The sequence below is a fragment of the Chromobacterium phragmitis genome, from assembly GCF_003325475.1.
Lineage (GTDB): Bacteria > Pseudomonadota > Gammaproteobacteria > Burkholderiales > Chromobacteriaceae > Chromobacterium > Chromobacterium phragmitis.
The window spans coordinates 4054594-4067383 of the sequence record NZ_CP029495.1 but is presented as its reverse complement, the minus strand read 5'-3'; the positions used below and the strand labels follow the sequence as shown (position 1 = coordinate 4067383).

At 64.2% G+C, this 12790-nt stretch carries 10 protein-coding genes and 1 pseudogene; 2 read left to right on the top strand and 9 right to left on the bottom strand.

Annotated features, from left to right (window positions below; all coding sequences use genetic code 11):
• Positions 1–3: 3 nt before the first annotated feature.
• Together DK842_RS19300 and DK842_RS19295 are read left to right on the top strand one after the other, a co-directional pair.
• Positions 4–1092 carry a tyrosine-type recombinase/integrase gene (locus DK842_RS19300; protein WP_114062913.1) on the top strand — a complete coding sequence of 363 codons (1089 nt, stop codon included), beginning with the start codon at positions 4–6 and terminating at the stop codon, positions 1090–1092.
• Positions 1093–1163: 71 nt separating this feature from the next.
• Positions 1164–2429 (top strand): Hsp70 family protein, encoded by a 1266-nt coding sequence (locus DK842_RS19295; RefSeq protein WP_114062912.1) that lies wholly within the window; start codon positions 1164–1166, stop codon positions 2427–2429.
• Positions 2430–2495: 66 nt separating this feature from the next.
• On the opposite strand, the pseudogene DK842_RS24300 reads toward DK842_RS19295, so the two are convergent.
• The 9 genes and pseudogenes from DK842_RS24300 to DK842_RS19250 all read right to left on the bottom strand — a co-directional run.
• Positions 2496–3971, bottom strand: a pseudogene (locus DK842_RS24300) (DNA translocase FtsK); the annotation flags it as partial.
• A gap of 1482 nt (positions 3972–5453) precedes the next feature.
• On the bottom strand, positions 5454–5960 hold the full coding sequence (locus DK842_RS19285; protein ID WP_114062911.1) for a phosphatidylglycerophosphatase A family protein: 507 nt from the start codon (positions 5958–5960) through the stop codon (positions 5454–5456).
• A complete protein-coding gene (gene thiL, locus DK842_RS19280) occupies positions 5944–6894 on the bottom strand; it encodes a thiamine-phosphate kinase (protein WP_114062910.1) in 951 nt (316 codons plus the stop codon). Before thiL ends, DK842_RS19285 begins: the two co-directional genes overlap by 17 nt.
• A 68-nt stretch (positions 6895–6962) precedes the next feature.
• The gene (gene nusB, locus DK842_RS19275; protein ID WP_114062909.1) at positions 6963–7412 is read right to left on the bottom strand and encodes a transcription antitermination factor NusB; all 450 of its coding nucleotides are present in this window, start codon (positions 7410–7412) and stop codon (positions 6963–6965) included.
• 72 nt (positions 7413–7484) lie between these two features.
• A complete protein-coding gene (ribH, locus tag DK842_RS19270) occupies positions 7485–7952 on the bottom strand; it encodes a 6,7-dimethyl-8-ribityllumazine synthase (protein ID WP_114062908.1) in 468 nt (155 codons plus the stop codon).
• Positions 7953–8013: 61 nt separating this feature from the next.
• Positions 8014–9138: a bifunctional 3,4-dihydroxy-2-butanone-4-phosphate synthase/GTP cyclohydrolase II gene (ribBA, locus tag DK842_RS19265; RefSeq protein WP_114062907.1), complete on the bottom strand. Its 1125-nt coding sequence runs from the start codon at positions 9136–9138 to the stop codon at positions 8014–8016.
• 29 nt (positions 9139–9167) lie between these two features.
• The gene (locus DK842_RS19260; protein WP_114062906.1) at positions 9168–9830 is read right to left on the bottom strand and encodes a Dph6-related ATP pyrophosphatase; all 663 of its coding nucleotides are present in this window, start codon (positions 9828–9830) and stop codon (positions 9168–9170) included.
• Positions 9827–10441, bottom strand: a complete 615-nt coding sequence (locus tag DK842_RS19255; RefSeq protein WP_114062905.1) for a riboflavin synthase subunit alpha — start codon at positions 10439–10441, stop codon at positions 9827–9829. The genes DK842_RS19260 and DK842_RS19255 overlap by 4 nt, the downstream gene beginning before the upstream one ends.
• Before the next feature lie 120 nt (positions 10442–10561).
• Positions 10562–12790 carry a TonB-dependent receptor domain-containing protein gene (locus tag DK842_RS19250; RefSeq protein WP_114062904.1) on the bottom strand — a complete coding sequence of 743 codons (2229 nt, stop codon included), beginning with the start codon at positions 12788–12790 and terminating at the stop codon, positions 10562–10564.

Genomic DNA, 12790 nt, shown 5'->3' with positions numbered 1-12790 from the left:
TCCATGCTGCCAGATGTTTTTCGCGCCGATTCCGGCGCCCGCTCGCTGATACAAGCCAAGTCAGACGCCCAGGCGGTGCTGACCTGGCTGGCCGAGCACGCCGACCGGCCTGCCACGCTCGCGGTCTACCGCCGCGAAGCCGAGCGCTTGATATTGTGGCTGGCGGACCGCCAACAAACGCTATCGCGGCTCAAACGCGAGGATGTGCTCGATTACCGGCGCTTCCTCGCCTCGCCCTACCCGGCCGAGCGCTGGATAGGGCCGTCTCGACCGCGCAGCCACCCTGACTGGAAACCATTCAGTCGGCCGCTGTCGCCCGCCAGCGTTGAGCACAGCCTGACCGTGCTGGGCGCCCTGTTCGCTTACCTGAATGACGCCGGCTACCTGGGAGGAAATCCTTTCAAGCTGCTTCGGCGGCGCGGCGCGCGCCAGGCAAGCCAGGAAGTGGAGCGTTTTCTTGACGCCGACTGTTGGCGCCATGTCCAGGACGCATTGAGCGGCATGCCGCGCGGCAGCGCCAGGGAAGTCCGCCACGCCGAGCGCGCCCGCTGGCTGTTCACCCTGCTTTACCTGACTGGGGCCCGCCGCGCCGAAGTAGCCGCCGCCCGGACTTGCGACCTGTCCAGGCGCAACGGCAACTGGTGGTGGCAAGTGACAGGCAAGGGCGGCGTGTCCGCCCGCATTCCGCTGTCTGACGAGCTGATGGAGGCGCTGGCCCGTTATCGGTTGAGCTTGGGCCTGCCGCAGCAACCCGCTGCCGACGATGAGACGCCACTGGTTTGCCGGATCGGCGGCAAAGGCCAGGCAATGCCGCTTTCGGACAAAGCCATTTATCTAGTTTGCAAGGAAATCTTCTCCCGGGCCGAGGCCAGCGCGCCCCGCGATGAAATGCGAGCGAGTCTGCGCGAGGCCAGCACGCATTGGCTGCGCCATACCGCCGCCAGCCATCAGCTGGAAGCCGGCATACCTTTGCTGATGGTCAGCCAGAACCTGCGCCACGCCAGCATCCAGACCACCCGCCGCTATCTGCACAGCGAAGAGGACGCGCGCCACGAAGCCAACCGGCGGCACAAGCTGAAACGCGATTGCTGAGCGTTTCGCCCTTCCCTTTCCTCGCCATTCCGCGTACCATCGCGCCTCTTTTATTTTCAAGGAGATGCTGAATGACTCACCAAACTGCCGCCCGCGCCTGCGGCATAGACTTTGGCACCTCCAATTCCACCGTCGGTTGGCTGCGTCCCGGCCGTGACACCTTGCTGCAGCTGGAAGACGGCAAGATCACCCTGCCCTCGGTGGTGTTCTTCAATTATGAGGAAGATCATTCCCGTTTCGGCCGCGCGGCGCTGGCGGAGTATATCGATGGCTTTGAAGGCCGGCTGATGCGTTCGCTGAAGAGCCTGCTGGGCTCCAGCCTGATCGACAGCCAGACGGAGGTCCAGGGCAAGGCGCTGCCGTTCCGCCATCTGCTGAAGCTGTTCATCCAGGAGCTGAAGCTTCGCGCCGAATCCAGCGCCGGCCAGGCCTTCGATCAAGTAGTGCTGGGACGCCCGGTCTATTTTGTGGACGACAATCCTCAGGCCGACAAGCTGGCCCAGGATACGCTGGCCGATATTGCCCGCCAGGTGGGCTTCAAGGACATCTCCTTTCAGCTGGAGCCGATCGCCGCGGCGTTCGACTACGAGTCCAACATTCAGAAGGAAGAACTGGTGCTGATCGTCGACATCGGCGGCGGCACCTCGGACTTCACCTTGATCCGCCTGTCGCCAGAGCGCCGCAGCCATGCCGAGCGCCGCGACGACATCCTGGCCACCGGCGGCGTGCATATCGGCGGCACCGATTTCGACCGCCAGCTGAGCCTGCACGGCGTGATGCCTTTGTTTGGCTTCAAGACCCGGCTGCGCAACAATGCGGAGATGCCGTCCAGCCAGTACTTCAACCTTGCCACCTGGCACACCATCAATTTCGCCTACACCCGCAAGGCCTGGATGGATCTGCAGGATGTGCACCGCGACGCCGCCGAGCCGCTAAAGTTGGACCGCTTGTTCAAGCTGATCCAGGAACGCGCCGGCCACTGGCTGGCGATGGAGGTGGAAGCCGCCAAGATCGCGCTGTCCGACCAGAGCAGACACCGCCTGGCACTGGACGCCATCGAGCGCGGCCTGCATTGCGATCTCAGCCGAACCGACTTCGAAACCAGCATCGCCTCGCTGCTGGACCGCGTCGGCGGCACTGTCAGCAAGCTGCTGGACGATGCCGGACTCAAAGCCGGGAACGTGGATACCGTGTTCTTCACCGGCGGCTCCAGCGGCGTGCCGGCGCTGCGCGACGGCATCCGCTCGCTGTTGCCCAATGCCCGCCACGTGGAGGGCAATCTGTTCGGCAGCATCGGCAGCGGCTTGGCCATCGAAGCGAAAAAGCGCTACGGCTAAGTCCCCGGACAAGCTGATAAAAAAACGCCGCGATGATACGCGGCGTTTTTTTATTGGGGCAAGGAATCAGAAATCCCGTTGCGGCGCCAGCACCGTGCGGTTGCCGTTGCTCTCCATCGGACTGACGATGCCTGCGGCCTCCATCTCCTCGATCAGCCGCGCGGCGCGGTTGTAGCCGATGCGCAAATGGCGCTGCACGCCGGAGATGGACGGCTTGCGGGTGCGCAGCACGATTTCCACCGCCTCGTCGTACAGCGGGTCGGACTCCGTCGCCGCCTGCGCCTTGGCCGTCGCGTCCGCCGAGGCGTCGTCCGCCTCGCTTTCGCCGGTCAGCAGGCCTTCCACGTAATCCGGCTCGCCGTACTGCTTCAGGTGCTCGACCACCGCGTGCACCTCGTCGTCGGTAACGAAGGCGCCGTGCACCCGTTGCGGATAGCCGGTGCCGGGCGGCAAGAACAGCATGTCGCCCTGGCCCAGCAGGCTCTCCGCGCCCATCTGGTCCAGGATGGTGCGGCTGTCTATCTTGCTGGACACCTGGAAGGCGATCCGCGTCGGGATATTGGCCTTGATCAGACCGGTGATCACGTCCACCGACGGCCGCTGGGTGGCCAGGATCAGGTGGATGCCGGCGGCCCGGGCCTTCTGCGCCAGGCGGGCGATCAGTTCCTCGATCTTCTTGCCGGCCACCATCATCAGGTCGGCGAATTCGTCCACCACCACCACGATGAAGGGCAACTTGTCCAAAGGCTCCGGCATTTCCGGCGTCAGGCTGAACGGATTGGCAATGCGCTGGCCGCGCTCGGCCGCTTCGCGGACTTTCTGGTTGTAGCCGGCCAGGTTGCGCACGCCCAAAGCGCTCATCAGCCGGTAGCGGCGCTCCATCTCGCCCACGCACCAGTTCAGCGCGTTGGCGGCCAGCTTCATGTCGGTCACCACCGGCGCCAGCAAATGCGGAATGTCGTTGTAGACCGACAGCTCCAGCATCTTGGGGTCGATCATGATGAAGCGGACTTCTTCCGGCGTCGCCTTGTACAGCAGCGACAAGATCATCGCATTGACGCCCACCGACTTGCCGGAGCCGGTGGTGCCGGCCACCAAGAGGTGCGGCGCCTTGGCCAGATCGGCCACCACCGGTTCGCCGGTGATGTCCTTGCCCAGCGCCATTGTCAGCCGCGAGGCGTTATGCTGAAACACGTCGGCGGAAAAGATTTCCGACAGCCGTATCATCTGCCGCGTGGGATTGGGCAGCTCCAGGCCCATGCAGGTCTTGCCCGGTATCGTCTCCACCACGCGGATGGACGCGAGGCCCAGCGCGCGCGACAAGTCCTTCATCAGGTTCACCACCTGGTTGCCGCGCACGCCCACCGCCGGCTCGACCTCATAGCGGGTAATCACCGGGCCGGCGTAGGCATCCACCACGCTGACCTTGACCTTGAACTCTGCGCATTTCTCCTCGATCACAATGCCGCGCTCGAGCAGCTCATCTTGATTGCAGGCTTCCTGAGCGGCATCGGCCGGCCGCAGCAGGTCGAGGCCGGGCAGCATGGAGTCGTCGTAAGCGGGACGCTCAATCTCCTCAGTCTGAGGCGCTGGCGACCAAGCCGGCGGCCCGCTCTCTTCTGTCGCCAGGAAAGACGTGGCCTCCTCAGGAGCCGACTTTTCCTCCATCAGCGTCCAGGGCATGGGGTTGGCGGCAAGCTGGGCGGCGGTGGCGGCCAGCGTCGGCGCCGCTGGTTCGGGCAATGCCGTTTGCTGAACGATGGTCGGCGCGTCGTCTTCCTGCTGAATCAACACCTCTCGCGTTTGCGGCCAGCGCCACGGCGCGCGTGAAGCCGGAGCGGCGTCCTCGACGCTTTCCATCGGCTCGGGCGGCGTCGAAGCGGCAAGCGCTTGCCGGGCGGGTTCGACCGTCTCAATGGGCGTCGGCGACTCCTCTTCCGCTTCCGCGGTTTTCTCGACAGACGCCTTGGCCGATCCAATCTCCTGCCATGCCGGCAGCGCGGAAGCTTCGTCGCTCACGAGCGCCGGCGGCAACTCGCCAGGCGCTGGCGCAGTCGGCTCGCCGGCGGACAAGGCGGCTGGCGGGAAGGGGGCCGCCGCCTCGGTCGGGCTGGATCCCGGAGCGGGGTCCGGAGGCGATTTGCGCAACGGCTCCAGAATCACCAGCGGCTTGACCGGGTCCGGTTTGGGTTCCGGCTTGGCGCGCGGGATGGGCACCAACTCCACTTTCGGCAACGGCGCGGGCTTGGGCGCGGGCTGGTGCCGGTGGGCGTGCAGATTGGCTACGGCTGCGCGGACTTCTCCGCTGCCGATCACGGGCAAGCCGTCCTCGCGGCTGGCGGAATCTTCAATGCCCTTGGCTCGCTGGCGGCGGCGGTAATCCTGCCGCATATTGCTTTGCATTTCCGACAGGCCTATCACCGGCAGCGTCGGCGGCGCCTCAGGGCTGGCAGGCTTCTGGGCCTTGCCGCGGCGATACTCGCGCGACAGCTCCAGCATCGGCAGCTCGGCCTCGGTCTTCGGTTTGGCCGCTTGCTGCCGTCTAGGCAGGATGATGGTGTCCTTGGGTTTTTCGCCGTCAGCCAGTCCTTCGACGCGGATCGGCCGGGACGACTTGACGGGAGTGGCCCGGGGCAAAGGTTGCGGCCCGCTGTCTTCCGCCGCTTCGAACGCGCGCGCCGGCGCTTCGATTTCGGCCTCGGCCGGGGGCTGGCCGCCGCTTTCCGCCGGCGCTATCCGCTCGGCAAAATAGTCAGGCTGGTAGCGCTCGCCGCGGCCTTCCACGCCCAGCAAGCCATCCAGTTTGCTCATCAGTTGCGGCAGTTTGCCGCTTTTCGCCAGCCAGCCGGCGACGCCCAGCGCCAGCAGCAATAGTACGACTGCAACCCACACGGTTGGTAACCCCGAAATCTAGTCGCCCGCGGCAAGCGCGGGCATGTTTTACATGGCGAGTCGCTTGACTGAATCAAGCGGCAATGCGTATGTCACTTTAGGATTCGATTGTAACTGTTTTATTCGTTCGCATCACAACCAATGCCAGATCAGCGCCTGCGCGGCCAGCGCGAACAGCGCGGCGATCACATCATCCACCATCACGCCGAAACCGCCGCCGACGCGCTGATCGAACCAGCGTATCGGCCAGGGCTTGACGATGTCGAACAGGCGGAACAGCGCGAAGGCCAGAATCCATCCCGCCCAGTTAGCCGGAGCGAAAGCCAGCACCATCAGCATGCCCACCACCTCGTCCCACACGATGCCGCCGTAGTCGTGCACGCCCAGCGCCTTGCCGGTCACGCCGCAGACATGGACGCCGATCAGAAACAGCGGCAGGCATAGCGCCATCAGCGCCCAGCCATGGACGCCCAGCGCCAGCAAGGGGAAAAAAATGGGATAGGCAACCAGAGTGCCCCAGGTGCCGGGAGCCTTCCTCATCAAACCGCTGCCAAAGCCGAAAGACAGCAGGTGGATGGGATTGCTCAACAGAAAACGCCAGTTGGGCGTGATCTTCGGGGTGTCAGCCGAAGTGGTCATAACCTTCCTTATCCAGTTTCACGGCGCGTCCCTCCGCGTCCAGCAGCGCGCAGCCCTTGCCCGCCAGCGTCCGTCCAATGCGGCTGACACGGCAGCCACAGACCTGGGCGGCCGCCTCGATGTCCGCGCGGCGCGATGGCGGCGCCGTGAATATCAGTTCGTAATCGTCCCCGCCCGCGGCCAGGCAGGCGATATGCTCCATGCGCCGGGCTTCCAGCAAAGGGTGGGATGGCAACGCCTCCGCCCATATCTCCCCCGCCACGCCCGAGGCGGCCAGAATGTGGCCCAGATCGGCCAGCAGGCCGTCCGACACGTCAGCCGCCGCGCGGGCCAGCGGCAGCATCGCAGCGCCCAGCGCCAGCCGAGGTTCCGGGTATTCCAGTTTGTGCGTCGCCGCGGCCAGCAGTTCCGCATCGTTTACATTCAGCCAGCCCAATCTGTGCCTCACCGCCAGCGCGCCCAGCCCCAGCTCGCCCGACACCCAGATGTCGTCGCCCGCCTGGGCCGCGTCGCGCCGCAGCGCCTGGCCCGACGGCGCCTCGCCCAGGATGGTGACCGACAGCGTCAGCGGGCCGCCGGTGGTATCGCCGCCGATCAGCTCCACGCCGTGCGCGTCGGCCAGCGCGAAAAAACCGGCGGCGAACTCCGACACCCAGGCCTCATTCGCCTTGGGCAACGCAATGGAGAGCAAGGCCCAGCGCGCGCGCGCGCCCATCGCAGCCATGTCGGACAAGTTGACCGCCAGCGTCTTGTGCCCCAGCGCGCGCGGCGCCACATCGGAGAAAAAGTGGCGACCCTCCACCAGCATGTCCACCGACATGTGCAGATCGCAGCCAGGCGTCGGCCGCACGATGGCGGCGTCGTCGCCTACGCCCAGCCGGGCGGACGGCGCGTCGCGCTTGAAGTAACGGCTTATCAGTTCGAATTCGTTCATGGCGTTCTCACGCAAAAACACCCGCCGCGGCGGGTGTCGTCGACAGCGGCGCGCTTGCGGCGTCCGGCTCAGTCTTGTTTGCGGCGTTGTTTCTGCGCCAGCACTTCATCGCCGCGCACGTCGGCGGCCAGCTTGTCCAGCACGCCGTTGACGAATTTGTGGCCGTCGGTGCCGCCGAAAGTCTTGGTGATCTCGATGGCTTCATTGATGATCACCGGGTACGGCGTTTCCGGGCTTTGGGTCAGCTCCAGAGCCGCCATCAGCAGCACGGCGCGCTCCACCGGGCTAACCTCGTCCTCGGCGCGTTCGTAATAACGGCCCACTTGCGCGGACAACGGCTCCACGTCCTTCAGCACGCCGTACAGAATGCTGCGGAACAGGGCTTCGTCGGCCTTGGCGAAGTACTCGTTTTCGCGCAGGTGTTTTTCAATCAGCGAAGCCGGGCGGTCCGGATTCAGCTCCCATTCGTAAATGCCTTGCACGGCGAATTCGCGAGCGCGGCGACGGGCGGTTTTCATGTTGGCGATTCCTTGAAAGAGCAAGGGAAGCGGCGTTGCCGCGCGCTCCCCATGGCGGCTGGCGGCGATGGATCAGCCGCGCAGCGTCTTGTGCAGATTGGCCATCTCCACCGCGACGCGGGCCGCGTCAGCGCCCTTCTCCTGCATGCGGACTTCCGCCTGCTCGTCGTTCTCGGTGGTCAGGATGGCGTTGGCGACCGGAATGTCGAAGTCCAGGCCAACGCGGGTGACGCCGGCGCCGGATTCGTTGGATACCAGCTCGAAATGATAGGTTTCGCCGCGGATCACCGCGCCCAGCGCCACCAGCGCGTCGAAGCGACCGCTTTTGGCCATGGTCTGCAGCACCAGCGGAACTTCCAGCGCGCCCGGCACGGTGGCCAGGGTGATGTCGCCAGCGCCTACGCCCAGTTTCCCCAGCTCGGCGAGACAGGCGTCGCGCAGGCCGTGGCATACCGGCGTGTTGAAACGCGCCATGGCGATGCCGATTTTGAGGCCCTTGCCGGAAAAATTGGATTCAATACACTGGATTGCATCAAGCATTGGTTTGTCCTCGCGGCGAAAACACTAAGGAAAGCCGGCGATTGTAACGTAATTGCCGCATTTAGGCCACGCCCGGGCCGTTCTGGCTGTCCACGTGGAAGTGGCCCGGCTGGCAAAAACCCGTCACCTCCAGCTCGAATCCGGCCATGGACGGCAAGCTGACCGGGCTGGACATCAGCCTCATCTTGCCCACTCCCAGAGCCTTCAGCATCTGCGCGCCGATGCCGAAGGTCTTGCTGTCCCATTTCTGCCGCGGCGCTTCCTGGCCCAGGGCGCGTTGAGCCAGGTCCTGGCCGGTCTCGTCGCGGTACAGCAACACCATGACGCCGCAGCCTTCTTCCTCGATGGTTTCCAGCGCATTGGGCAGCGTCCAGGAATGGCGGCTGCACAGCGGAGCCAGCATGTCGATCACCGACAGCGGCTCATGCACCCGCACCAGGATGTCCTTGTCGGGGCGAATTTTGCCCTTGCTCAGCGCCAGATGAGTGGCGGAGGTGGTGATGTCGCGGAACACGTGCAGGTCGAAACTGCCGAACGGCGTTTCCACCGGGCGCTCGCCCACTTTTTCAACCAGCGATTCGGTGCGGCTGCGGTACTGGATCAGATCGGCGATGGTGCCGATTTTCAAACCATGCTCTTTGGCGAACTCCATCAGCTCCGGCAGGCGCGCCATGGTGCCGTCGTCGTTCATGATCTCGCAGATCACGCCGGCCGGCTCCACGCCGGACAGCATGGCCAGATCGCAACCGGCTTCAGTATGGCCGGCCCGGATCAGCACGCCGCCGTTCTGCGCTTTCAAGGGGAATACGTGGCCAGGCTGGACCAAGTCGCTGGCCTTGGCCAGCCGCGCCACGGCGGTTTTGATGGTGTGGGCGCGGTCGGCGGCGGAAATCCCGGTGGTGACGCCCTCGGCAGCCTCCACCGAAACGGTGAAATTGGTGCCGAAGCTGGTGCCGTTGTTGGTCGCCATCATCGGCAGATTCAACAGCTTGCAGCGCTCTTCCGTCAGTGTCAGGCAGATCAGTCCGCGGCCGTATTTGGCCATGAAGTTGATCGCCTCCGGCGTAACGAATTCGGCCGCCATCACCAGGTCGCCTTCGTTTTCGCGGTCTTCGGCATCCATCAGCACCACCATCTTGCCAGCCTGAATGTCGGCGATGATGTCTTGAATCGGGGATATGGTCATTTCTCTATTCCTTTGTCGGTACGCCCGTTCTACGCGGGCAGCAGGTCCAGCGCCCGGTATTCCCCGAGCTTCGCCGCCTCGCCGTCGCGCAGCGCCAGCGGCTTGTCGAACAAGGGGCCGTCCATCACCAGGGTATGAAACTCGCCCGCCTCGCCGCAGGGATCCACGCCCTCGGCCAGCATATCTTTTATCAGTTGCCGGTTGAAAGTCCGGCCCAGCCACTTTTCGTCCACCAGCGCAGTATTGACCATCACGATGCGGGCGACGAATCCGGCATCGACGAATTCGCGCGCGAGGTCGGCACGCCGCTCGCCCCATAGCGGCAAAACCGCCGCCAGGCCCGCCTCGGCGCAGACGCCCTCCTCCCATTCTCGGTGCGCGTCCAGATCGATATCGCCGAACACCGCCGCCTGGATGCCGTCCGCCGCGGCCGCGCGCAACTGCTCAATGAAGACTTCGCGGTAATCATTCCAGCTTGCCTTTCCCAAGCGCTGGGGCAACCCCAGCGCCTGCGCCTGCAGGGCCAGTACGTCGGGCCGCACCCCGTGCGAGCGGGAGCGGTCGCCCGCCTCGTCCAGCATGGTCAACAGAGCCTGCGGCTTGGCGCCGGCCTGAGCGGCGCGCCACAGCGCGAGGCAGCTGTCCTTGCCGCCGCTCCACGACGCCAGCACCGGCAGATCGCGCAAGATCACGCCTGACCGCGCTGCGCCAGCACGCGCTCGACGGTATCGACGATGGCCTGGGTCTGCGGGTCGATCTCGATGTTGATCTTGTCTCCGGACCGGCGGCCAGCGATATTGGTTCGGCTCAGCGTTTCCGGAATCAGGTGCACGCAGAAGCGGCGGCCTTCGACCGCGCCGATGGTGAGGCTGATGCCGTCTATGCCGATATAGCCCTTGGTGAAGACGTACTTTTCCAGCCCGGCCGGCAATTCGAACCAGACGGTGCGGTTGTTGGGGGATTCGATGACGTCGACGACCAATGCGAGGCCCATCACGTGGCCGGACATCGCGTGGCCGCCGATGTCGTCGCCGAACTTCGCCGCGCGCTCCACGTTTACGCCGTCGCCCGCCTTGAGCGTGCCGAGATTGGTGACGCGCAGCGTTTCCTGCATCAGATCGAAGTGAGCCAAGTCGCCATCCACGCGGGTGACGGTGAGGCAACAGCCGTTGTGGGCCACCGAAGCGCCAAGCTGCAGGCCGGGCAGCATCTCCTGGGGCAGGCGGACGATATGAGTGCGAAAATCCTGTTTTTCTTCGATGGCGACCACTTCGGCCACGCCCTGGACGATACCGGTGAACACGGCAAACCTCCTTGGTTTGAATTGTCGTTTGGACGATATTGTAGCCGAATGGGTGTTTTCCAATCCGCGCCGGCGCAAAAAAACCGGCCCGAGGCCGGTTTCGAATCATCGGGCGGATAATCAGAAGCGCCAGGACAGGCTGGTGCGGATGGAGCGGCCCATTCCCTGCGCGCCCTCGGTCAAATACGGCCGGTAGTCGCGATTGGTCAGATTGTCTATCGACAATCGGGCCTCCATGTTTTTGAACGCGCCGCTCTGCGGCTGCCAGCTTGCGAACAGGTTGGCCAGCGCATAACCCTTGCTGGGCGGCATCGCATAGGCTGTGCGCGAGCCTTCGAAATACGGAATCCTGTCCTGCGCGCGAACGAACTTGCCTTGCACGCCCAGCGTCAGGCCCAACCTGGCCACTCTGAAGCCAGTGGTCAGCACCGCTTTCCTCGGCGGCGCATCCACAACCGGTTCGGATTGCCCCCAGGGGTCGCGCAAGCTGTTGCGATGGTTGCCGGACGTCGCGGAAAAAGCGGCAGAGGCGAACCAGCCGCGCAGCTGGTAGTCCAGCGTCAGGTCATAGCCATGGATTTGGTAGCCGCTCATGTTTCGATAAAAACCGGTGCCGGGCTTGGGCGCCTGGCCCGGCGCGTCGCCGGTATTGCCATGGCCCAGACGCATGTAGATGTTGTCGCGCACCAGTTGACGATAAGCCAGCAACGACAGACTCAGCCGGTCTCCCGGGGTCAGCGCGCCATTGCGGTCGAAATTCAGCCCATAGTAAAAACCGCGCAGCTTTTCCGGTTTCAGCTGCCTGCTGGTGCCTGATAGCGTGGATTGAGGAATCTGGGCCGCGTACACCTCGTCCACCGACGGCGCCCGCCAAGTGTCGACATAACTGAAGCTGGCGTTCCAGCCAGGCGCGAAACGCCAATCCACCGCCAGGCGCGGAGACCATCCCGAGAAACTCACGGGGCGGTAGTCGTGACCTGCGCTGGCCACATTGTAAATGGGAGCGAGATTGGGGCGTCCAAATAGATTCACCTGATCGTAACGCAAGGAGGGAGAGACTCTCCAGCCGACGAATGGCGTCCATTCATGGATCAGGTAAGCGGAACGCATCGTCTCTTCGCCGCGATTGCCGCCGTAGGCATTCATCCAACCATAGTTGTAGTCCGGGTCTTTCGCTTTGTTGGCCAGGAACGTCAGCGGATCCCAATCTTGCTTGCTCCATGCCAAGCCGGAAACCAGCTTGTGCCGCTCCCCCAGCCTCGCCGTATTGCGGACGTCCAGCGAGCGGCTGTTCTGCGTCACCCAGCTCTCATGGCCGTATGAAGATCGAAAATCGATCTTCCATGTCGATTCCGGCCGCTTGTCATGTTGATAGCGGCGCGATTGGGCATAATTGACAGCAAGGTCGAGCCAGGGAAGATCCGGGCTGGCGTAACGCCATTCGCCGCTGATCGAGTCCACCTTCTGATCGCGCATCACGGTCTTCCTCAGCCAGGCCTCTTCCCATCCGTAACGCTTGATGTCGTAATCGGATGGGGCGGCGATGTCGCCGCTCTTCGCGGCCCACGGCGTGCGCATTTCAGACTCCTGGCGAACCAGGCTCAGCCGGAATTGATGCCCGGCCCAAGGCCGGAAACCCAGCTTCAGCATTCCAGCCCTTTGCTCTCCGCCGGAAAACAGATAGGTTTCCCCGCCGCCGGTTTTCCCATCGCCCGCCCGCGACTCTGACACATAAGCCAGGATATCGGCCATATGCTCGCTGCCGCCGGCATACGCCGCCGCCGTCTTGGAGAATTGACCGCCATTGCTCTGGTAGCCGAACTTGGCGAAGCCGCCCGCTGACTCGCCGGGCAACAGCAGCTCGTCCACCGATTTGGTTTCCGCCCGGATCACGGCGCCGAAGCCGCCATTGCCGTACAAAGCGGACTGGGCGCCCTTGATCACTTCCACCCTCCCCAGCAGTTCCGGTTCGATGAAGCTGGTGCCTTGCTGATATTTGGAGAAGGTCTGACTGGCGCCGTCCAGCTGGACTTGAACCTGCTCCACGCTGCGATAGCCCCAGACATTGATTACCTGCCCGCCAGGCCTGGGCGAACCGCCCGCATTGACCCCAGGCAGGACGTCAAGCACTTCGGCCAGCGAGCGGGCTTGAGGCCTGGAGATTTCCTCGGACTCCAGCTTATCGACCCCAAGCTGTTTTTGCAGCTGGGTCGCCCGGACTTTGAGCGGCGGCAGCAGAGCGTCTTCAGCGGCCAGGGAAGCGTTGGCGCTTAGGCATAAGCATAGGGCTGTCAGCCGGAACGGCAGCGTAGCCGCCGAATCTCGACGCAAATGGACTTCTTTTGGCAT